The following is a 21,727-nucleotide window of genomic DNA, read 5'->3' on the forward strand; positions in this document are numbered from 1 at the left end:
GATAAGCGTCCCAGACCTCCTGTTTGGAAATGCCGAACGGCTTGCCTGATGGCCTCTGCTCGTCCATGCGACTCCTCCCGGCCGCTTCAGCGCCCGGTTGATCCCATCAACGAACCACGGTCGAGCCGGCCCCTTCGCTCCCCGCCCCACCGCATCAAGTGGGAGGATCTCCACTACTACGAGCCNGTCCGCCTGCGCGTCCCGCGACGGTACTCACCCCCTTGCGTTTCAGACGCTTGGGGAACTCCCTCTCGCCCCGGCCCTTCCAGGACACGGCTGTGTCGGGACGCGCCATCCCACGTTCCACACGAGAGCAGCAGATCAAGATCGCGCCACCTCTGCGCCGGACACCGCCTGGCCAATACTCGGGCGCCCGCCAGACTGGTCCCGGGTTGAGCTTAAAGGCCCGGTTTCGATGTCACTTCATACCTAACGACGCTTACGCGGTGAACCCTTCACGGGGCTTTCGATGCAACGCCTTCTTGATCCCCACCTGACGCCTCTTGGGCGTCTTTTCCCTCCCGCTCACCACGACAGTCTTCAGCTAACGCAGCGGAGGGCGGTTTGAAGCCTCCTCCCGAAAAGCGGCTCCGAAGGGCCAAAATCCTTCATCTCCCGTGCAGCACCACGCTCGACCGGCCGCTACCACCGCCGATCTCCCGCATTCGTGGCACACAAGCCCCTGGTAGATGGGTTAACGACCAAGAAAACCTGCCCACCAGAGGCTCCACATGCTGTTCTACCGTGCCGCCCTGTCCCTGTCACGTCGCACTCTGAACCTGGCCGCCCGCGCCATCCGGGCCCACCGCAAGGACACGGGTTCCCGATGGCGGCGCCTGGACCCGGCACAGCAGGCCCTGCTCGCGGGAGTCCACCTGTACAAAGGCGAGACCTTCGCCCAGGTCTCGGTCGGCTTCGAGGCGGGCACCACGACCGCCTGGCGGTACGTGCGCGAGACCACGGCCCTGCTCGCTGAGCAGGCACCCGCCCTCGAACAAGGACTGCGTCGCGCACGCCGGAAGGGGTGGGCGTACGTGATCGTTGACGGAACCCTGATCTCCTGTGACCGAGTCGCGGCCGACCGCCCGTTCTCCTCGGGCAAACACCAGCAGCACGGGATGAACATCCAGGTGGTGGCCGCACCGGACGGGGAACCCCTGTGGACTTCGTGGTCGCTGCTGGGATCGGTACACGACACCAGAGCGGCCCGGGTGTGGAAGATCGCCGAACACATCAAGGCCTCGGGGCTGCTCGGCGTGGGTGACAAGGGGTACGTGGGGCTCTCGGATGCGGTGTTGTGCCCGTTCAAGGGGCGGGGCAAGCCGCAGTGGAAGAAGGACGCCGACTCCGGCCACGCCAAGCTTCGCAGCCCGGGTGAGCGGGTATCGCCCAGCTCAAGGACTGGGGCGTCCTACGCCGGTTGCGGTGCTGCCCGCACCGGGCCGGAGAGATCATCCGAGCTGCGCTCGTCCTTCAACTCCGCGAAGCAGGATGAAAAGCGCTCAATGCCTGAGCCCTCACCGAGAGACCTGAATAGTTACCCATAAATAATTCAAAAAATTACACCAAACTTCCGAAACCCCCTAAAATTCGCCATTCAACCAGCAAGAAAAAGGCTCAATAGAAACCAGGTTCGGCGAAACACGAAGAAGAGATTCTGCAAAGTCCCGAGCAATACCATTCAAAATTTCTGAAACCTCTGAAGCATGAACAATTTCACTAAAAGAATTCGGAGTAGACTCGATCGCAGGCAAGCAGCCAACCTCAACATCTCCACCAATAAAAGTGAATTCGACAACCCTTTCTATTCCTTGTCCATAAAATTCTATTTCAAAATCCTCTCCACGCTTAAATCTTTCCATCACATCTGGGAGTTGCTCAATCACCATCGAAAGATCGTACCTAACGTCCACAGGCCAGACATGCTGGCCGAATCCACCGACAGAGAAATTATACCCCGCCCGTGAAAGCAAGTCACAAATATCCATAACTACAGACTCGTAGTCGTCAAGACAGGACTCGCACTGAGCCGCCCCTGGAAAGGGGCCGGGCTCCGGTCCGACTATTCTCATCCAAAAGTTCAAAGCAGAAAACCCCTATGGAGCAATTGGATACGCTGTCCTATAACCACCATTGCGGCCAGGAACAAGAATGGCATGCGTCGCTCTGACGATCGAGCCATCCGGGCGAATAACCTGCCCCATTCCTTCAGGAATAGGAACACTCCTCACCCCCGCATCTGCATCGTAATTTGAGCGCAAGAAATCTGAAGCAGCACCATTATCAAGCCACTGGCCTTGCTGATTTCCAGTACTTCTCGCCCTGTCAGTCAATCTAGTTGTATTAGACACCCCAGCGCCATGCCCACTGAAAGTATGACCAAAGGTCGGACGACTCTGAGGGCTCCAATTAAGCCCATTTCCATCAGGACAATTGTGCACCAAAACGGGCACTGATCCAGCGAATACATGGTAGGTGTGGATACCCTGGATGGTCAGGTTATGGACCGTGGCCGGCTGCATCCAGGCCTGCACGCCCCGGACCTGGACCAGGGTGCCCTCCGAGGACAGCAGCCACATCCCCGGAGCCAGATCGATCGCNTCGACCCACCTCTCCAACTCGGGGACCCAGAAGGGATGCTGGTCCGTGGCGACGATGACGTCCCCCAGCACCGTCGGGCCGGGCAGACCCGCCACCACGTCATCAAGCCCGTCAGGGGTCTCCAGCTCCGAAGCGTCCACCTGCGTGGTGGTGTCCACCGTGACCTCGACCAGGGTCTTGGCCCCCGAACCGATGATCGTCGCCAGGACCTCCCGCGCACCCTGCTCGCCCGTCTCCGGATCNGTGGCCAACACCTCATCGCCGACCTCCAGGTCCTCGATCGGCCTGGTCGAACCATCGGCCATCAGCACCAGAGTTCCAGGAATGAAACTGTGGCATCCGCCCCGCCGCAGTCGCGAAAGCCAGTTCCCCACCGAACCCGCACCGTTACGCAACAACCGGGACGCCGTACCCGCAGGGATCGGCCCCGTGGCAATCTCGGTGATGATGTCCGGCACGTAGGTACCGGCCAGATCCCCATAACCGTACGCGTCCGAGTTCGGATCGATACCGGCAAGCGCGTTCAGATCCTCCATACCGAGGCCGAAATGGCCCATCGCATAGTCGGCTCCCCACAAGAAGACGCTGTGCTGCTTGAGCCCCATCATCATGCCCGCGCCAAACTCCACCGCCCCCGCGTAAGGGGTATTGCGCCATACAGCGGAAGCCTGACTACCCGAGCCCCGGCCACTGCCCCGGCCGCCGCGGTTGACCGTCGTGGTCACACCGCGCGCAGTCCCAGTGGCCCCTCCCCAGTTCACCCGGGAGGGCTGGTTTCTCCTGCCGGAGGCCCCGCTCATTCTCTTCTTGACCTTGGTCCCCGGCCTGCCGATCTTCTTCTTCACCCATCGGCCGTCCGGGTCGCTGAAGGTCACCGGGTTGCTGTTGGCGTACATGTAGCCGTGCATCTGCTGTGGATCGGTCAGATCCAGGACCGGGTCCACGGAGACGAACCGGCCCAGATCCGCGTCGTAGGCCCGTGCGCCGATCTGCGTCAGCCCGGTGGAAGCATCGATCGTGCCGCCCACGAAACCTATTTCGCTCGGCCATTCGTTGACCCCGGTGGACCGGTCCGTACCGAAAGGCGTGAACCGCCGATGGACCGCCTCACCCGTGGTGGCGTCCACCGCCAGTTCCCCGGTGCCGTGGTGGTCGGAGAACAGCCAGTGCACCGAGTGGTCGGAGTCGCGCACCGCGATGGCGTCCCCGTCGTGGGTGTAGAACCGCAGTGCCCGGGAGATGAGGGTGTCCCGCTCGAAGTGGATCTCCATCCCCGGCAGGTACAGGGTCGAGGTGGTGGCGTCCCGGCGGATCAGCCGCGCGCCGTCAGCGTCGTAGACGTAGGAGGTCACACCGCTGTCGGCGTCGGTGACCCGGCTCAGGTGCCCCTCGGCGTCCCACTCAAGGACTTGGTCATGGAGCGGGGTGACACGCGAGACCATGTTCCCCGACTCGTCGAAGTCGTACTGCTCCAGGCGGTCCCCGGCCGGTCCGGTCTCGTACACCTCGGTCACGGCGTGGGGGTGGTCCTGTCCCGCCTGCGGGTGGGTGTAGGTACGTTCGGTCGCCCCGCCGATGCCGCCGTGCTGGGTCTCGGTGACACGGTTGCCGACCTCGTCGTAGGTGTAGGTGTGCCAGTAGGAGGCGGGGCCGCCCAGAGAGCCGGTGCTGGGCGCGGCGTCGCACGCTTCCGGCCCGGTGGCATCAGGAGTCCACGCTTCGGTGAGCTGGCGCAGGTGGTCGTAGGTGAAGCACTGGACGTCGGCGGCATGGTTCTGCTCGGTGGGCTCGTCGCGGATGGACAGGATGTTGCCGGCGTCGTCGTAGTCGTAGAACTGGTGGCGCAGGGAGCCCGACCCGAAGTGGCGCGCCACGAGGCTCTCCGTCAGCCGGTCGGTGGCGGGGTCGTAGTCCCAGTCCTGCCAGGTCAGATCGTCGGTGCTCTCGGTCCGGCCCAGCAGGCGCTGGACGAGGTTGCCGATCTGGGAGTAGTGGGCGTCGCGCAGGTAGGTGCCCTCACCGGCGATCGCGGTGACCTGGCCCAGGTCGTCGCGGGTGTAGTTGACGACTTCCTGGTAGAGGCCTCCCCCGGAGGGCACGACCTGGCGGTTGACGCTGCCGTCGACGTTGTAGCGGGTGATGAACCGGTAGGTCCCGCCGAGCCCGGTCTCCTCTTGGGGGATGGTGACGGTCGAGGCCTCGACCTGGTACAGGTCGTCGTAGGACAGCACCCGGTTGGTGTAGGCGAGACCGTCGTCATAGCGGGTGGAGGAGGTGAGCTGGCCCAGTTCCAGGGTGTCGTAGGCCCATGCGGCGCGCACCGGGCCGTTGAGGGAGTCGTCGTGCAGGGCGACGGTCCGGCCGAGGTCGTCGTAGGCGTAGGCCAGGGTCTGTCCGCGCGCGTCGGTGCGCGTGGTCATGCGGTCGAGGCCGTCGTAGGTGTAGGTGGTGGTGCCGCTGTCGGGGTCGGTGGCCGAGACCTTGCGGCTGTTGATGTCGTAGGTGTAGCTCCACTCGTTGCCGGCGGAGTCGGTAACGGTCTCCAGTTCGTTGTTGCGCGTGTAGGTGTAGTGGATCGCGTCGTAGTCGCCAGTGGGCTGGCGGCCGTGGTGGTGGCGCAGTTCGACCGTGTTGCCGTGCAGGTCGCTGACGGTGGTGGTTCCGGTTCCGCCCTCAGGCGCGGTCACCTTCGTCTGTTCGCCGACGTAGGCGGTGGAGGTGCGGTACACCTCCTCCCCCGCCGACATCTGGATCTCGTGCACGGGCCGTTCCGCACCGTCGTAGACCGTCTCGGTGTAGCGGGGAATGAGATCGGTGTTGTTGGCGACGAACAGGTCTCCGCCGGGGTCGCCCTCGGCCGGGTAGGCCTGCCTGGTCTGGACCTCCAACCCCCGTGAGTCGTGGAGGACGTCGCTGATGACCCGCCCTCCCCCCGTGTACGAGGGGGACTGTGTCTGGCGCAGGCGCAGCCAACCGTCGTGGATCCGGTAGGTCGTGGTGTAGTCGCCGTGGGGGTTGAGTGTGCTGGTGACGACGTAGGTGGGGGCGTCCTTGGACATGTGGTACTCGAACCGCATGCTCGGCGTGTCCAGGTCGCGGTCGCGGTTGGGCAGCCACACGTCGGTGAGGCGTCCGAGCGGGTCATAGGCGAGTTCGGTGCGTTTGCCGTTGGCGTCGACCTCGGCGAGGGTTGCCGAACGGCCGGGGTCGATCTCGACCGTGTTGGTGTGGCCTGCGGGGTTGGTGGTGGTGACCTGTGTGGCGTTCCCGCCGGGAACGTCGTCGGTGTACGCGGTCGTGGTGGTGTTGTCCTCGGCGTCGGCCTGGGTGAGCTTACGGCCGTAGGTGTCGAAGGTGGCGGTCCCGGTCGTCTGGTAGACGGGCTCGCCGTCCTCGTAGCCGGTCAGGCGCTGGTGGAAGGTCTCCAGGCCCTGAACCGGCGGTTCGCCCATAGCTTGACCGTCGAAGGCGGTGCGCAGGTCACTGACCACGTCTTCGGGTCTGGAGGGGGTCTGGTCACAGGGAACGGAGACGATCTCCTCGCGTGAGACCGTCACCAGCAGGTTGCGGGCGGTATTGCGGTTGAAGGTGGTGCGCGTACAGGTCTCGTCACCACTGACCGCGGTGTCGCCCCAGTCATCGATCTCGATCGGCAGGGCGTAGGCGTCATAGGTGGTGTCGACGCGGTGTTGGCGCCACTCTCCGTCTGCCAGGGGTGTGTAGGTACGCACCGACTGCGCGTCGACCTGGTGGGCGCGCAGCGTTCCCCAGGAGTAGGTGCGCGATCCCGTCTCCCTGCTCCAGGGGACGGTGATCTTCTTCTCCAGGACCTCCCCGCCCACACCGTTGAAGGCCGTGGTCTCCAGGGACCTGCCCGCGTAGTGGTCGTGGTCGGTGTGCTCGCCGCCCTCGGAGTCGGTGAGGACGATACTGCGCTCTCCGTCGGGCAGGTGGTCGCCGTGCATGCCGCGGAAGAAGCGGTGCTCGGTCACCGACTGCGTGCCGCCTTCGGCCCCGGTGGTGACGCGGACGGTGTCGTACCCGCGCCACTGCGACCAAGTGCGCTTGTCGTCTTCGATGAACCCGTCGGCGTCCATGTACCGCCAAGCGGCGTCGCCGACGTAGTCGTAGCCGGTGATGACGGTCGGCTGATCGGTGACCAGGTCCATTTCCTGGACTTGGACGACGACGTACTTGTGGAACCAGTCGGTGATGTCGTCGTCCCCCTGGCCGCTGGGCACCCACTTGACGGGGAAGCAGCGCTGGGTGTTGGTGTGCGGCGTCGGGGTCGATCCGGCCATGCACCCTGGGTCGGAGTAGGAGACGTCGAGCTGGCCGCCGGTCTCGGTGTGGACGGAGGTGATGCGCCACTTGTTGAGGGGTGCCACGCCGTCGCTGGTGGAGTCGACCCGGTTGGGCAGCGGTGTGCCGCCGAAGGTCACCGGCGGGGTGGCGAGTGTGCCGTCCACATGGCCGGTGTGGGTGATGGAGTTCAGCCACAGGGTGGGGTCGGTGCCGTCGCCGGGATCGGGGAAGGCATGGGCGAACTCCCAGGAGTCCACGGTGGTGTAGTCGGATCCGTCATGGACCTGAGTGGAGACACCGGTCAGCCGCTTCGTGGTGAAGAAGGTGGGCGAGAACTGGTCGGTGCACTCGTCACCGGACTCACAGACCTGGTCGAGGGGGACGTCGGGCCAGTGGTCGGCGTTGTCCTCGTCGCGGTCGCTCTCGGCGCAGTCGAAGGAGTCGGTGGGCACGCACCGCTCGGCGACATCGAAGTCCACTCGGGCCGGGGCTGCGGCGAACACGTCGTCGCTGCGCAGGCCGTACTCGATCCGGTCCAGGTGGCCGCCGCGGTCGTAGCCGGTCGCGTCGTCGGCCTCCATGTTGCGGCCGTAGTGGTTGCGCTCCTCGTCGTAGTACAGGGTCATGACATTGCCCTGTGCGTCGACGACGTAGTCGAGGTTCCACCGCCAGGCCTGCTGGCACCAGGAGTCGGCGAAGGAGGTGTCGTGGCACGGTTCGGAGGAGTCGTTGCCGAATACCGGCACAGTCCAGGCCGAGCCGGTCTCGGGGTCACCGGAGGTCCAGCCGGGCAGTCGATTGCGGCCGAAGAAGTACTGGGTGCCGTCCGAAGTAGTGACCTTCCAGTACTCACCGTCGTTGTCGCCGTTGGTGGTCCCGGTCAGCCGCTCCACCGTGGAGTTGTCGTCATCGCGCAGCCGCCAGGTGCCGTCGGAGTCCAGCAGCAGTTCGCTGGACATTCCGTTCAGGGACAGGGTGGCGTTGTGCCGTTTCCAGCACAGATCACCGGTCTTGTCAGGGTCCTCCTGGCCGTCCTGGGCGCAGCCGATGTAGGAGCGCTCGATGAACCCGGGGTGGTAGTCGAAGCCCTCGCCGATCCAGGAAGCCTGGTTGTTGGTGGAGGCGGTGCGTCCGTCGACCGCGCCTGAGGAGTAGGCCAACGAGACATCGGGGGCCAGGTCCGCTGCCACGCCGGGTGCCTGGATCGGGTAGGTCCAGGAGAAGGATCCCGATTGGAGGCTGACGTCCCAGGCGGCTGAGGGGGCCAGGTCACTGGCCTGGTAGTCGCCGTTGCCGCTGTCAGCGTCGGCGGCGGCCATCAGCGTTACACCCGAAGTGGTAGCGGGCGCCACAACGGTCAGGGTGTTCGCTGCGGGGTCGTTGACCGACCCCAGGTCGTAGGCACGGGTGCAGTCGTCTGATTCGGTGCCACCACCGGTCTCGCAGTCCGCCAGGGCCAGCAGCCTGAGTCGGGAACCGTAGTCGCCGCCGAACGCGGACGCGAACCCGGAGTAGTCCAGCACGATCTCGACAGGACCGGCCTCGTCGACGCCGTCAGTGCGCCGTACCTGCATCAGGACCCCGTCGACCCCGGCTTCCTCGGCGTCAGCACGGCTCAGGAGTTCGACCTCGGCCGACTCCACTACCCGTGGGTCGGACCCGTCCTCGGGCTCAGGTTCCGAGGAGGCGTCATCGGTAGGCGATTCTTCGGAACCCCGGTCCGCCTCCTCGCTCTCCTCGGTGGCTTCGTCTGCACCGGTCTCCCTGTCAGGTGCCGACGGCTCGGCTTCAGGCCCGCCCTCCTCCTCGGAGGCTCCCCCGTCCGGTGCCGTGGGGGTGGCCTCCTCCGGTGAGGGCGTGGGCTCGGCCGGGAGTCGGTATCCCGCCGGAACCGTCTCCTGCGCCTGGTCTGGGGCTGCCTCATTCGAGGGGAAAGGGGCGTCCCAGTCGTCGAGCACCTTCTGGGAGACGGTGCCGACACCGACGACCGAGTCCTCCTCTGACATGGACGAGAACGCGCTCGCTTCGGGGGCTCCGGTCGCCCCTAACACCACGGTCTCCGGCTCGGGCCACTGTGCCTGCGGCAGTGTTTCGATCGCCGCGTCGGCGACCGCGCTGTCCTGCACAGCCGCTGCGGCAACCACCTCGTTGCCCTGGATCCAGGGTTCGTGCTCCACCTCGGGCACAGGGTTGAAAGGAAGCGCCTGTGACGTCGTCACGGACAGCAGCGACGCGATGAGAGCGAAGGAGAGGGTGTGGACCATGCCGCGTCCCGCCCGGCGCCGGATACGCCTGACCGGACTGTCGGACTCGTGGCGGGACTGGTTGGTCATCGAGAGGGAGTGCTCGGACACAGGGGGCCTCCGTCCCAGCGGTCATCGTTGCCGCCGGGTTCAGTGAGCTGGCTGAGATCGAAAGAGACGCGTGGCGGGATCAGGGGGCGCTGGTCGGGATCAGCCCCTCGTAGACCGTGTTGATGTCGTTCTGGGAGAGCACCCCTTGGTAGAGGTGGACGTCGGAGACCTGCCCGGCGAACAGGTCCTCCTCGCCCAACCGCCACGCGCGGCCGATGACCACGCCGTGTGGGGAGTGCCAGGCGCTGTCCCAGGTGCCGGTGGTGTTCTGACGGATGCCGTCGACGTAGAGGGTGAGTTCTTGGCGGGTGTGGTCGTAGGTGGCGGCCAGGTGGGTCCAGCGGCCGAATTGGGCGGCGTGGTTGGAGATGGCGCGTGACCAGGGGCCGGCGGCGGATCCGGCGGCGTCTGAGGCGGTGGTCTCCAGGACCCAGTGGTCGTTGAAGCCGGACTGGTGGCCCAGGAGGAAGCCGGACTGGTAAGCGCCGGACTGGGAGACCATGGTGCCGTTGCCCGAGGCCTCGTCCAGCCTGGCCCAGGCGGCCACGCTCCAGGAGCGGTCGGTGCGGATGGCCGAGGGGGCGCTGATGTGTTCTCCGGCGCCGTCGAAGGCGACGCCGGGCATGAACGTCACGTCGTTGAAGGCGCGGTTCCAGGCGGTGGCGGGGTCGGCGTTGAGGGTGCCGTCCAGGCCGTGATCGGAGGAGTCGGCGACGGTGGTGCCGCTGGTCTCGTCCAGCCTCCAGCGGCCCTCCAGAGCGGCGGGCTCGTTGGCCAGCTCCCACACCTGGGAGCGGGCGTCGGGGTCGTCGACGAGGGGGGTGTCGACGACCACGCGGTCCCAGATGCGGACGTCGTCGATGTTGCCGGGCCAGAAGTAGTCGGGGGCACCCTCACGTTGAGCACCACCGATAGCCAAGGGGCCGCTGGCATTCCAGGCAGCGGGGTGGTGGGCGCTGGCCTGGTGGAGGCCGTCGACGTAGAGGTCGAGCCGTCCGGTGTCGGGGGTGTAGGTGCCCAGCAGGTGGGTCCACACGCCGAGTTCGACCGGGCTTTGGCTGTAGGTGTAGATCCAGCCTGTCGACCCTCCAGGAGGAGCTTCATCATAGGGGGCCATCTTGAACACCCACGAGTCCTGGCTGCTCTGGTAGCCCAGGTGGAAGGCGGACTGGAAGTCGCCCATCTGGGCGAGGGCGGTGGCGTTGCCGGTGGGGGTGGAGTCGAGTCTGACCCAGGCGGAGACGGAGAAGGAGCCGGTGGTGTCCACCACGGGTCCGCTGGTGGTCAGTGCGGCGCTGCCGTCCAGGTCGGCGGCGGTGCCCTCCAGACGGTAGGACTGGCCCAAGCGCTCACCGATCCGGCCACGAACCCACGACGGAGCCGTGGTGGTCGTGGCCGTGCGGGACGTGTCCGCAGCGTCGGTGACGGTCGAACCCTGCCCCTCGTCCAACGGGAAATGTGCGATCGAGGTGGCTGGCGGCGCGACCGTGAACCTGTGGGACAGGACACAGTCAGAGGCGTTCCCGTGAGCGTCCACCGTCCGGGCATGGATCAGATTCGATCCGACCCGGTTCGGGGTGATGGGCACGGTCGCGTCCGCGCCGGGGGTGTCCAGGGTGATCTCGGTGGAGCAGGAGGCGTCGTTGAGGCTGTAGTGGTAGGCCGAGGCGTCGGTGACGCCGTTGTTGGTGAAGGTGAACTCACCGGTCCGTCCGAGGCCGCCGTGGGCGGTGTCGCCGGCGGGATAGTCGGTGGAGGCCACCTGCGGGCCGACCTCGGGTGCGGCGGTGTCGACCGTGATCCAGCAGAAGTCCGACCAGGGGTAGCCCCACTCGGTGCTGTCGTGGGCGATCGCCCGGTAGCCCACCAGTTCGTTCTCGGGCAGGCCGGTGGCGGTCACCGACCGTTCGGAGCCGTAGTCCCAGTAGTAGCCCACGTCTGCATAGGTGGAGTCGGCGTACTCGCGGGGCCCGGTGCCGTCGATGCGCCACTCCACCCGCAGCTTCAGCTTCTGGTTGCCCCAGTTCTCGCGGGCGTCGAAGTCGCGGATGGTGGCGCGGAAGGTGGTGGTGGTGTCGTTGAGCAGGCGCGGGTTGTCGGGGTCGGTGGAGCACACCCCGCCCAGGGAGTCGGACATGGAGTCGGTCTCGACCTGGTCGGGCTTGTTGTTGTAGTCCACCACCAGGACCGGCGGCTCGTCGGTGACATCGAAACGGCGCCAGGCGGTGGTACCGGCCTCGTCGCGCTCCTTCAACCGGAGGTAGATGTACTCCTCGTCGTTGTCGACTCCCCACTGGTAGGCGCCGGTGGCGTCGAACTCCACTCCGCTGGAGGCGGGGCAGGTGGCCCAGCCACCGGTGACGTTCTGGGTGTCGAGGTGGTCGTGGACGGTGGGCTGGTTGTTCCAGGTGGTGGAGCCGTCGAAGCGGTCGGTGCGGTGGAGTTGGACGTGGGAGTCGCTGTTGCAGTCGTAGGCCCAGTCGACCTCGGTGCGCAGGGTCGCGGCGTGGATGGTGGTGGTGTCCTGCTTGGTGCGTCCGGCCACCCAGAACTGGAAGAACGCCCGGCGTGTGTAGACACGGTCCCACTCGATGCGACCCACACCGACGCTGGGCTCGTCGGGTTCGTTGAGGTAGTTGGTGTTCGGGAAGGCCGCGTCGACGAAGGTCCAGTTGGGGCGGGAGACGCTGATGGAGGGGTCGATGTAGACCGGGTACTGGGTTGCCTCGTCGGTGAGCATCTGCTGGTCGGGAACCAGGCTCAGGGTGTCGACCCCGACAGCGGCCTCCAGGGGTTCGACCTGGGAGGTGGTCAGCGGCGCCGTGGTGGGGTCCTCGCCGGTGGCGGTGGCCTGGTCGGCTCCGGTGGAGTCCCACATAGTGGGGGCGGGGGCGGAGAAGACGCTCTGGCCGCCCTCGTCTCCGGTGGCGGTGAGGTTGCCGTGGGCGTCGGCGGCCATGGTGACGCCGGCGGTGTCCAGGGCCAGTTCCAGTTCGGCCAGCTCGGGGGAGGCGGCCGCTTCTGGGGTGTGCACCACCAGCACCTGGCCGAAGCCTTCGACGCCCGCGGTCAGGACGAGGTCGACGTCGGGCAGCACGTCGGGGTAGGTGGCCTGGTTGCCGTCCAGTTCCGGTGCGGGCAGATCGCCCTCCCAACCCAGGGAGACGGAGTTGGACCCCAGCCCGATGGTGACCATGGGGGCGTCGCCGCCGGCGGAGAAGGCCAGGTCGGCGTTGGTGGCGCGGGGGCGCAGGAGGCCGTCGCCGGTGTCGACCAGGGTGGTGTCCACGTCGGTCCAGCCCTGGGCGGTGCGGACCCGGACCGGGAGTGCGGAGATCTCCGCGGTGAGGGTGCCGTCGGGGTTGGCGAAGTGGCGGGTCTTCTCGTCAGTCAGCGACTCGATCTCCACCCGCTCCCCCGTCTCCGCTGCCAGGGCGAGGGCGTTGGACTCCTCCGGGCCTTCAGCGGAGGACTCGCCTGTCGACTGCGGGAGGGTGTCCTCGTCGTCGGCGGAGGCCGGGGCGACGTGGAGCAGGGTCAGGGCCAGCACGGCAGCGGTCGAGGCCGCCGTCATGCGGGTCAGGGCGCAACGCATGGGAAAGGAGCCGTCCTAGTGGAGGATGCCGAAAACCGTTCCATTCGGTCATCGGTGGCACAAACCGCCGCGAAGGTATCCGGTTCCACCAAGCCCACACAAGGCACGCGACTCAGCAGCATGCTCACACCATGACAACCGCCGCCGTGAGCCCTGGGGTCGAACAGCGGTTAAACCCGTGGCCGCAGAATCCGGGTGGCCGGATCCGGCCAATCCGCTCTCAAGGGGCGGAAACCACGTGCATGAGAACCTCGGATTGAGGCAAGACAGCGTTCATCGATCGTTCGCTTTCCAAGGCCGACCGCAAGGCGCGATCTGGCACCGTGAACTCACACCGACAGGGCTACCGAAGGACTCTCACCACAAGACGGGCGGACGGAAGGCACGGGCCGGCGCGAGGGCTCCCGTGGGGGCGCCGGGAGCCCTTCCCTGGTTCAGCGGTCGGTGTCAGCCCGCATCAGCGGTGCGAGGAAGGCCGCCAGCCCCACCGCGGTGGTGCCGACCGGGGTCTCGTCACCGCCCTCGATGGTCCACTCGGTGCTGCGGTCGTCGCGGATGTACAGGTCGAGGGTGAAGCGCCCGCCGGGCCTGCCGACGGACAGGTGGGCGGTGTCGCCGGGGTCGCGGGTGACGTGCAGGCCCGCCGCGCTCAGGAGTTCGGAGACGGTCTCGACGTACCGGTCCAACTGGTCCTCGCTGAGCAGTTCGGGGATCTCCTCGTCCACAGAGGTGTCGACGCCGTCCCAGTCGTAGGGGACAATCGGAGCCGGGAGGGCACAGACTTCGGTCATGCGGTGTTCTCCTCTCAGAGGCACCGCCTGGGTCGCTACATGAGCGGCTAACTCCAGAGAGCGGCCCAGACGGTGGTCTCGTGGCCGGGCCGGACAGTGCCCTACCGCCCGGTTCTCCCGTTTCGAGTGAGTTGGATCTCACCCTCTGCTAGGATGACATACATAAAGTTCACCTACAACAGCAACTTCAAATTTGATAACTAGGATGCGCGGGGAGATCCACATGCCGACCACACGGAAGGTGACCCTCCGCGCGCAGTGGCTCGGCAAGATGTTGCGGGAACTGCGCGAGGACAACGGATACACGCTGAAGGAGGCGGCGGAGTACCTCCAACGGGACCTGTCAGCTCTCAGTCGCTTCGAGTCCGGCGTGCACCCCATCAGACGCGGTGACGTACTCGCGCTCATGGATCTCTACGGAGTCGAGGACAAGAACCAGCGCGACATGCTCATCACCCTCACGGGCGAGCTGACACGTACTGGATGGTGGGAGCGATATTCCAAGGACAACGTCTGGAACTCCACCATTGACTTCGTGTGGCTTGAAAGCCGAGCCCACTCGTTGCGCATGTTCACGACCAACACTGTTCCTGGCCTACTCCAGACCGAGGACTACGCACGCTCGCTGATGCTGGTTGCCAACAGGCACTCCACCAAGCGTGAGATCGAGCGTTGGGTCAGCTTGAGGATGGAGCGCCAACAGGCCCTCGACCGTGACGAACCACTCCAAGTATCCGTGATCCTCGATGAGGCGGCTCTGCGACGCCAAGTGGGTGGCCCACAGATCATGGCCGCACAGCTTCTACGTCTCTCGGAATCGGCAGCTCTTCCGAACATTGAGATACGAGTACTGCCCTTCAACGTCGGTGCCCATGCCAGCCCAGACGGCCCCTTCACCCTCATCAAGATGGCTGATCCGTTTCCAGCGGTCGCCCACATCGAGAGCCCCGCCGGTTCCATCTATCTGGAAACCGACTCTGTGGACCACTTCGTGGACACCTACGATTGGTTGCAGGAACACAGCCTCAGTACCGAGGACACCGCCGCACTCCTTGCGGCTCTAGAAAAGGAACTTCGATGAGCAAGGACAAGGTGGCCACCACCTCCCCGGTCGCCTGGCACATCAGTACCTACAGCGTCAACGGCAGCGGCCAGTGCGTCGAAGCAGGCCCCTCCACCAACGGCATCCACAGGTTCGCCGTACGCGACTCACAGCACCGCAGCAACGGAACCCTCATCTTTGACACCCGTGAGTGGGCAGCGCTTCTCGCATCGCTGGAGTAAGGAGCGTCGAATGACGAAAGCCCCGGTCGCCTGGCACATCAGTACCTACAGCTCCGAAGGCAGTGGCCGATGTGTCGAAGCAGGCCCCTTCACCAACGGCATCCACAGGTTCGCCGTACGCGACTCACAGCACCGCGGCCACGGGCACCTCACGTTCACCGGCACCGAGTGGGCGGCACTCGTGGCCGCGCTCGCCACGGTCGAGGAGCGTTCCAGGACGACATTCCGGGCCGAGATTGGCCGCAGGGCGAAGGTCGGCCCGGCCCCCGTCCCTCGCGACCGTTGATCCGCCGGGCGGCCGGGCGTAGCGTGACACCGTCGGCAGGTTCCCCTTCCGGACGGAGCGCGAACATGGCACGCACACACCTCGGTCGGCTGCGGCGGTCCGTCTTCGCCCGGCACTCGCACCCGTGGAGCGCCTGGAGCCGGTGGGCGACCACTCCCCTGGTCCTGCTCCCGGTGTGGACGCGCAGCCGAAAGCATGCGGCGGCCGTGGCCGTGTGGTTCGCCCTCAACCCGGTGGTCTTCCCCAAACCCGCCGACGACCGGGCGTGGCCGACCCGCGCGATGCTCGGCGAGGAGATGCGGATGACCGACCGGCCCCGGGACGCGGCCACGGCCGTCAACGCGGCGGCGTCGGCGGCCATGCTCGCGGCGATGGCCTCCGCCCGGCGCAGGAGGTCGGTGCCCGCCGCCGTGTCCTGTGCGGCCTCGATGGCGCTGCTGCTCGTGTACTGGGACCTGGCCGCCCGCTACTACGACGGGCACCGTTCGGACGCCCCGCGGTGACCGGCCGGGCCGGGGCTACATCCCGCGCTGTCCGCGGATGGCCGAGAGGTCCTCGCTGATCCGGAAGACCACGATGAGGATCTCCATCCCGATCCGGGTCAGCAGCACGTAGATCGCGCCTATGAGCAGGCTGCCGAAGAGCGTGAGGATGCCCCGGAACGGCTGGTCGCCCATCATGGCGAAGCCGCCGATCACGCCGAACAGGGTGAACAGGCCGATGAGGACCAGCCACAGGATGAACAGGACCTTGATGATCCTGGGCGTGACGAACTCGCGGAACGAGAAGTCGAACAGCGATCCGAAGAACCCCGGCCCGGAAGGCTGCGGCGCCTGCGCGTACCCGGGCTGCTGCGGCGGGTAGGGCTGGTTCCCTCCGGCCGGATAGCCGTACTGACCGCCTGGAGGCATCTGCGGGCCGCCCGGCTGCTGGGGCTGCTGCGGCGGGTAGGGCTGCTGGCCGTGGGGCTGGGAGGGGTCGTAGGGGTATTCCGGAGGCGTGCTCATACTGGGGTCCTCGGTGGTGGTGGCGGAAGCCGGACACGGAGTCCAAGGTGAACGACGTACCGGACTTTACCGTTCCGCGTGTCCGGGCGATCGCGGATCGCCGTGTTGCCCGCGCTTTCGGTTCCTTGTGACCGGAACCGGCCAGGCGGTGCCCTCGCGAGGACCCCGGACACGCCGGTGGCCGCGCCCCTCGCGGGCGCGGCCACCGGCGTCGGTCGCGGGTGGGTCTCAGCCGATCTCGGCCATGACCTCGTCGGGGATGTCGGCGTTGGTGAAGACGTTCTGCACGTCGTCGGAGTCCTCCAGGGCGTCCACCACGCGCAGCACCTTCTTGGCGGTCTCGGCGTCGACCGGGACCTCCATGGTGGGCAGCCAGTTGGTGTCGGCGGACTCGTAGTCGATCCCGGCCTCCTGGAGCGCGGTGCGCACCGCCACCAGGTCGGTGGCCTCGGAGACGATCTCGAAGGACTCGCCGAGGTCCTCGACCTCCTCCGCGCCGGCCTCCAGCACGGCGAGGGTGACGTCGTCCTCGGTGGTGCCCTCCTTGGGCACCAGGACGACGCCCTTGCGGTTGAACAGGTAGGACACCGAACCGGCGTCCGCCATGTTCCCGCCGTTGCGGGTCACCGCCACGCGCACCTCGGAGGCGGCGCGGTTGCGGTTGTCGGTGAGGCACTCCACGAGCATCGCCACGCCGCCGGGCGCGTAGCCCTCGTACATGATGGTCTGCCACTCGGCGCCGCCGGCCTCCTCGCCGGAGCCGCGCTTGCGGGCGCGCTCGATGTTGTCGAGCGGGACCGAGTTCTTGCGCGCCTTCTGGATGGCGTCGTAGAGCGTCGGATTGCCGTCGGGGTCACCGCCACCGGTGCGCGCGGCCACCTCGACGTTCTTGATCAGCTTGGCGAAGAGCTTGCCCCGCTTGGCGTCGATGACGGCTTTCTTGTGCTTGGTGGTGGCCCACTTGGAGTGGCCGCTCATGCGTGTCCTCTCACGATGTCGACGAAGAGCCGGTGGATGCGCGCGTCTCCGGTCAGTTCGGGATGGAAGGACGTGGCCATCAGGCCGCCCTGTCGTACGGCGACGATCCTACCGGCCCCGTCCCCGGCCGGAACGCGGCCGAGCACGCTGACCTCGGGCCCCACCGACTCCACCCAGGGGGCGCGGATGAACACCGCGTCGAAGGGGTCCTCCCCCACCCCCTGGACGGGGACGGCGGCCTCGAAGGACTCGGTCTGGCGGCCGAAGGCGTTGCGGCGCACCGTCATGTCGATGCCGCCGACGGTCTCCTGGTCCTCGATGCCGCCGAGGAGGCGGTCGGCCAGCATGATCATGCCCGCGCACGTGCCGTAGGCGGGCATCCCGGCCCGGACCCGTTTGCGCAGCGGTTCCAGCAGGCCGTAGCGGACGGCCAGCTTGGACATGGTGGTCGACTCGCCGCCGGGCAGGACCAGCCCGTCCACGGTGTCGAGCGTGTCGGCGTCCAGGACCTTGACGGTGGCCGCGTCCAGCTGCTCCAGGACGCGCAGGTGCTCGGCGACGTCGCCCTGGAGGGCCAGGACGCCGATGGTGGGTCTGGCGGTCACGTACTGCCTCATTCGTGGTGTCGCTGAAGGGGGGCGCCGTCGGCCGCGCCGACGGCGGGGCGGCGGCCCGGGCCGCCGCCCGTCGCCTGCTACCAGCCCCGTCCGGCGTAACGCTCGGACTCGGCCAGGTCATCCAGGTTGATGCCGACCATGGCCTCGCCCAGGCCGCGCGAGACCCGCGCGATGACGGCCGGGTCCTCGTAGTGCAGCGTGGCCTGCACGATGGCGTCGGCTCGCCTGGCCGGGTCGCCGGACTTGAAGATGCCCGAGCCGACGAACACGCTCTCCGCGCCGAGCTGGCGCATGAGCGCGGCGTCGGCGGGGGTGGCCACTCCCCCGGCGGAGAACAGCGGAACGGGCAGCTTGCCGAGTTCGGCGACCTCCTTGACGATCTCGTAGGGCGCCCGCAGCTCCTTGGCGGCACCGAACAGCTCGGCCTCGTCGAGGGTGCCCAGGCGCTTGATGTCGGAGCGGATGGAGCGCATGTGCCGGGTGGCCTCGACCACGTTGCCGGTGCCGGCCTCGCCCTTGGAGCGGATCATGGCCGCGCCCTCGGCGATGCGGCGCAGGGCCTCGCCGATGTTGGTGGCACCGCACACGAACGGGACGGTGAACGCCCACTTGTCGATGTGGTACGCCTCGTCGGCGGGGGTGAGGACCTCGGACTCGTCGATGAAGTCGACGCCCAGGTGCTCTAGGACCTGGGCCTCGACGAGGTGGCCGATGCGGACCTTGGCCATGACCGGGATGGACACGGCCTCGACGATGCCGTCGATCATGTCCGGGTCGGACATGCGGGCCACGCCGCCGTCCTTGCGGATGTCGGCGGGGACGCGCTCCAGGGCCATGACGGCGACGGCACCGGCGTCCTCGGCGATCCTGGCCTGCTCGGGGGTGACGACGTCCATGATGACGCCGTTCTTGAGCTGTTCGGCCATGCCGCGCTTGACGCGCTGGGTGCCGACGGCGGTGTCGGCGGGCTTCGATGCGTTGGTGACCACGGTGTGGACTCCCGTCCCTGGTGTGTCGCTGCTTGCTGGGTAGCGGTGGGCCGGGGCAACGACAGCGGTCGCGCGTGGGGACACGGACGCCATCGGCGCCGCGCACCCTGGGTCTACCAGGTCTCCATCCTAGTTGGTCCCTTTCGCGGCTTTTCGGGCACGTCCGGTGTTGCCCCCGGCACACTCCGCCCACGGGCGTCGGAGGGTGTGGGGGCCGGTCGCAGGGCGGGCGGCTGGTCGTCGATCTCGAAGAAGTCCGGCAGGGGCGCGGTGCCGGCCAGGCGCAGGGCCCGCACGAGGCGGGAGCGGCGGGCGCGCCGGGTGTCGGTGACGGCGTCGTTGTGGAAGGTGCGGGCCAGGTGGACGCCCTTGGCGGCGTCGTCGACCTCCTCCAGGTGGCCGCGCAGGCCGGCGGGAGGGTCGAGGGGTTCGAGCACCTCCCGCAGGACCCGGGACAGCGCGCTCTCGGCGACCTCGCGCCCCTCCGGCTCGGCCCGGCGCGCGGCGGTGGCGGCCCCGGCCAGTACCGCGGCCCGGTCGGCACCGATCCCGTCGGCGGCGGCCAGGTCCAGGACGGCCGATCCGCGCCGCAGCAGTGCGGCGTCCAGCGCGGCGCGGGCGGTCTCCACCCGGTGGTGGAGGCGGTCCAGGCGAGTGGCCCGCCACGACAGGTAGAAGCCCGCCAGCACCAGGAGCAGTGCGGTGGTGACGGCGGCGGTGATCAGGAGCGGGGCGTCCACCGCGTGTCACCCCCTCCCCGGCGCAGGAGGGCGGTGGCGCGCGGCCCGGTGTCCAGGCGGACGCGGGGCGCGCTCGGGCGTCCCCGGCCGTCGCGCATCAGGACGGTCTCGTAGACGCGGACGAGGTCGGCGGTAACGGTCTCCCAGTCGTAGGGGCGCACGGCCGTGCGCGCGGCGCGGGAGAGTTCGGCGCGGCGCGCCGGGTCGTCGAGGAGAGCCGCGGCGCACTCGGCCAGGTGGGCGGCGTCGCCGGCGCGAAAGAGCGCGCCCGCGGCACCGTGGTCGAGGACGGCCGAGAAGGCGGGGATGTCGCTGGCGACGACGGCCGCCCCGGCGGACATGGCCTCGGTGAGGACGATGCCGAAGCTCTCCCCGCCCAGGTTGGGGGCGCAGAAGACGTCGGCGGAGTGGTAGGCGCGCACCTTGTCGGCGTCGTCGAGCCGCCCCAGGACGGTGACGCGGCGGCGCAGGGGTTCGGGGACGGCCGAGAGCGCAGGTTCGGGGTCGCCGGGCCCGGCCACGAGCACGCGCAGGCCGGGGCGATCGGGGGCCAGGAGGGTGAAGGCCTCCAGGAGGACGGCCAGGCCCTTGCGGGGTTCGTCCAGGCGGCCGAGGAAGCCGAGGGAGCCGCCCTCACCGGGCCAGCCGGGCAGGGGTTCGGCGGCGGCGAAGCGGTCGGTGCACACCCCGTTGGGGATGAGTACCGCGTCGCCGCCGAGGTGTTCGACGAGGGTGCGCCGGGCCGCTTCGGAGACGGCCACGCGGGCGTTGATCTTCTCCAGGGCCGAGCGCAGCGCGCCCGAGGTCATCGCCATGGCGCGCGAGCGCGGGTTGCTGGTGTGGAAGGTGGCGACCATGGGGCCGTCCGCCGCCCAGCAAGAGAGCAGGGAGACGCTGGGCGCGGAGGGTTCGTGGATGTGCAGCAGGTCGAAGCCGCCCTCGTCGATCCAGCGGCGGACGCGCGCGGCGGTGCGCGGTCCGAAGCTGAGCCTGGCCACGGACCCGTTGTAGGGCACGGGGACGGGGCGGCCCGCCGGGACGAGGTGGACGGGCAGGTCGGTGCCGCTGCCGCCGACGGGGGCCAGGACCGACACGTGGTGGCCCAGGGCGGTGAGCGTGTCGGCGAGGTCGCCGACGTGCTGCTGCACCCCGCCCGGTACGTCCCAGGCGTAGGGGCAGACCAGGCCCACCCGCATCGGTGCGCTCACGCGGGCGCTTCCCCTGCCGGTACCGGGGCCCCGGGATGGCGGGTGTCGGGCCAGTGTCCGAGGCGGCGGGCATCGTGGTCGGCGCTGAACACGGGTTGGAGCATGTGCCAGTCCTCTGGGTGTGCGGCGATCTCGCTCTGGAAGACGCCGGCGAGGCGCTGCGTGGTGGCCTGGACGCGCTCGGATCGGGTGGCTCCGGGGGCGACGGGCACCTCCTCGTGGACGCGGATGTTCCACCGCGGGCCGTCGTACCACAGGGAGACGGGCAGCAGGGCGGCACCGGTGTTCAGGGCCAGGGCGGCCGGGCCGGAGGGCATGCGCGCCGCCTCGCCGAAGAACTCGACCTCGGGACCCGTACCGCCGAGGTCGCGGTCGGCGAGCAGGCACACGAGTCCGCCGGCGCGCAGCCGCCGCGCGAGCGTGCCGTAGACGCCCGCGCCCCCGGTCAGGGGCAGGACCTCCATGCCCAGGGACTCGCGGTAGGCGGTGAACCGGCGGTAGACGCTCTCCGGTTCCAGGCGCTGGGCGACGGTGGTCAGCGGGATGCCCCGCAGGCTGATCCAGGCGCCCGCGTGGTCCCAGTTGCCCATGTGCGGCAGTGCGGCGATCGCGCCCCGGCCGGAGCGCACGTTCTCCTCCACGCGGTGGATGCCCTCGGCCCGCGTGTGGGCGAGGATGTGGTCGCGGCCCATGGCGGGCAGGCGGAACATCTCGTAGTAGTAGCGCATGTAGGAGCGCATCCCGGCGCGGGAGAGCGCGCGCAGCCGCGCGTCGGTGGCCCCGGGGCCGAGGAGGCGGCGCAGGTTGCGCTCCAGTCCGCGGGTGCCGTCGCCGTGGGTGCGCCAGGCGTGGTCGGCGATGGCCTGGAACACCCCGCGTCCGGCCCACTGGGGAGATCGGCGGATCAGCGCCCACCCGGCCGCATAGGCCAGGGCGGCGGTGCGTTCGTCCACGTCGTCCTTCCTCGTCGCG

Annotated in this window: 15 protein-coding genes and 1 pseudogene; 5 read left to right on the top strand and 11 right to left on the bottom strand. The window is 68.1% G+C overall.

Annotation, left to right across the window (positions count from 1 at the left end):
• Positions 1–731: 731 nt before the first annotated feature.
• Positions 732–1,495, top strand: a pseudogene (locus B042_RS23315) (transposase family protein).
• A gap of 88 nt (positions 1,496–1,583) precedes the next feature.
• On the opposite strand, the gene B042_RS25775 reads toward B042_RS23315, so the two are convergent.
• The 4 genes from B042_RS25775 to B042_RS0114860 all read right to left on the bottom strand — a co-directional run bounded on the left by B042_RS25775 (position 1,584) and on the right by B042_RS0114860 (position 13,646).
• Positions 1,584–1,889 carry a hypothetical protein gene (locus B042_RS25775; RefSeq protein WP_155989112.1) on the bottom strand — a complete coding sequence of 102 codons (306 nt, stop codon included), beginning with the start codon at positions 1,887–1,889 and terminating at the stop codon, positions 1,584–1,586.
• A 207-nt stretch (positions 1,890–2,096) separates the two neighbouring features.
• A complete protein-coding gene (locus B042_RS26950; RefSeq protein WP_051415709.1) occupies positions 2,097–9,260 on the bottom strand; it encodes an RHS repeat-associated core domain-containing protein in 7,164 nt (2,387 codons plus the stop codon).
• Positions 9,261–9,339: 79 nt separating this feature from the next.
• Positions 9,340–12,855, bottom strand: a complete 3,516-nt coding sequence (locus B042_RS0114855; protein ID WP_028648972.1) for a LamG-like jellyroll fold domain-containing protein — start codon at positions 12,853–12,855, stop codon at positions 9,340–9,342.
• Positions 12,856–13,289: 434 nt separating this feature from the next.
• Complete coding sequence (locus tag B042_RS0114860) at positions 13,290–13,646, bottom strand: hypothetical protein (RefSeq protein ID WP_028648973.1); 357 nt, start codon at positions 13,644–13,646, stop codon at positions 13,290–13,292.
• Positions 13,647–13,869: 223 nt separating this feature from the next.
• Between B042_RS0114860 and B042_RS0114865 the strand changes: the two genes are divergently transcribed.
• From B042_RS0114865 to B042_RS0114880, 4 genes are all read left to right on the top strand, one after another.
• A complete protein-coding gene (locus tag B042_RS0114865; protein WP_028648974.1) occupies positions 13,870–14,727 on the top strand; it encodes a helix-turn-helix transcriptional regulator in 858 nt (285 codons plus the stop codon).
• Positions 14,724–14,930 carry a DUF397 domain-containing protein gene (locus B042_RS23325; protein WP_036555164.1) on the top strand — a complete coding sequence of 69 codons (207 nt, stop codon included), beginning with the start codon at positions 14,724–14,726 and terminating at the stop codon, positions 14,928–14,930. The genes B042_RS0114865 and B042_RS23325 overlap by 4 nt, the downstream gene beginning before the upstream one ends.
• 10 nt (positions 14,931–14,940) lie before the next feature.
• Positions 14,941–15,216, top strand: coding sequence for a DUF397 domain-containing protein (locus B042_RS23330; RefSeq protein WP_036555166.1), 276 nt, complete (start codon positions 14,941–14,943; stop codon positions 15,214–15,216).
• Between the two features lie 65 nt (positions 15,217–15,281).
• Positions 15,282–15,719, top strand: coding sequence for a DUF6653 family protein (locus B042_RS0114880; protein WP_028648975.1), 438 nt, complete (start codon positions 15,282–15,284; stop codon positions 15,717–15,719).
• Positions 15,720–15,734: 15 nt separating this feature from the next.
• On the opposite strand, the gene B042_RS0114885 is transcribed toward B042_RS0114880, so the two are convergent.
• The 7 genes from B042_RS0114885 to B042_RS23340 form a co-directional block, all read right to left on the bottom strand.
• A complete protein-coding gene (locus B042_RS0114885) occupies positions 15,735–16,223 on the bottom strand; it encodes a DUF4282 domain-containing protein (protein WP_028648976.1) in 489 nt (162 codons plus the stop codon).
• A 228-nt stretch (positions 16,224–16,451) separates the two neighbouring features.
• Positions 16,452–17,201 (bottom strand): YebC/PmpR family DNA-binding transcriptional regulator, encoded by a 750-nt coding sequence (locus tag B042_RS0114890; RefSeq protein ID WP_028648977.1) that lies wholly within the window; start codon positions 17,199–17,201, stop codon positions 16,452–16,454.
• A complete protein-coding gene (gene pdxT, locus B042_RS0114895; protein ID WP_028648978.1) occupies positions 17,198–17,806 on the bottom strand; it encodes a pyridoxal 5'-phosphate synthase glutaminase subunit PdxT in 609 nt (202 codons plus the stop codon). The genes B042_RS0114890 and pdxT overlap by 4 nt, the downstream gene beginning before the upstream one ends.
• 89 nt (positions 17,807–17,895) lie before the next feature.
• Entirely contained in the window at positions 17,896–18,807 is a 912-nt protein-coding gene (pdxS, locus tag B042_RS0114900) for a pyridoxal 5'-phosphate synthase lyase subunit PdxS (protein WP_028648979.1), read from the bottom strand.
• 113 nt (positions 18,808–18,920) lie between these two features.
• Positions 18,921–19,547 (bottom strand): hypothetical protein, encoded by a 627-nt coding sequence (locus B042_RS23335; RefSeq protein WP_369797710.1) that lies wholly within the window; start codon positions 19,545–19,547, stop codon positions 18,921–18,923.
• Positions 19,529–20,755 carry a glycosyltransferase gene (locus tag B042_RS0114910; protein ID WP_028648980.1) on the bottom strand — a complete coding sequence of 409 codons (1,227 nt, stop codon included), beginning with the start codon at positions 20,753–20,755 and terminating at the stop codon, positions 19,529–19,531. The genes B042_RS23335 and B042_RS0114910 overlap by 19 nt, the downstream gene beginning before the upstream one ends.
• Positions 20,752–21,708 carry a phosphatidylinositol mannoside acyltransferase gene (locus B042_RS23340; protein ID WP_081748803.1) on the bottom strand — a complete coding sequence of 319 codons (957 nt, stop codon included), beginning with the start codon at positions 21,706–21,708 and terminating at the stop codon, positions 20,752–20,754. The genes B042_RS0114910 and B042_RS23340 overlap by 4 nt, the downstream gene beginning before the upstream one ends.
• Positions 21,709–21,727 lie beyond the last annotated feature (19 nt).

The organism is Nocardiopsis sp. CNT312 (assembly GCF_000515115.1).
GTDB lineage: Bacteria > Actinomycetota > Actinomycetes > Streptosporangiales > Streptosporangiaceae > Nocardiopsis.

Coding starts and splice junctions, on each gene's coding strand:
- B042_RS0114880 (WP_028648975.1), top strand. CDS start 15,282: ATGGCACGCACACACCTCGGTCGGCTGCGGCGGTCCGTCTTCGCCCGG.
- B042_RS0114890 (WP_028648977.1), bottom strand. CDS start 17,201: ATGAGCGGCCACTCCAAGTGGGCCACCACCAAGCACAAGAAAGCCGTC.
- B042_RS0114860 (WP_028648973.1), bottom strand. CDS start 13,646: ATGACCGAAGTCTGTGCCCTCCCGGCTCCGATTGTCCCCTACGACTGG.
- B042_RS0114855 (WP_028648972.1), bottom strand. CDS start 12,855: ATGCGTTGCGCCCTGACCCGCATGACGGCGGCCTCGACCGCTGCCGTG.
- B042_RS25775 (WP_155989112.1), bottom strand. CDS start 1,889: ATGGTGATTGAGCAACTCCCAGATGTGATGGAAAGATTTAAGCGTGGA.
- B042_RS23325 (WP_036555164.1), top strand. CDS start 14,724: ATGAGCAAGGACAAGGTGGCCACCACCTCCCCGGTCGCCTGGCACATC.
- B042_RS0114885 (WP_028648976.1), bottom strand. CDS start 16,223: ATGAGCACGCCTCCGGAATACCCCTACGACCCCTCCCAGCCCCACGGC.
- B042_RS23330 (WP_036555166.1), top strand. CDS start 14,941: ATGACGAAAGCCCCGGTCGCCTGGCACATCAGTACCTACAGCTCCGAA.
- B042_RS0114865 (WP_028648974.1), top strand. CDS start 13,870: ATGCCGACCACACGGAAGGTGACCCTCCGCGCGCAGTGGCTCGGCAAG.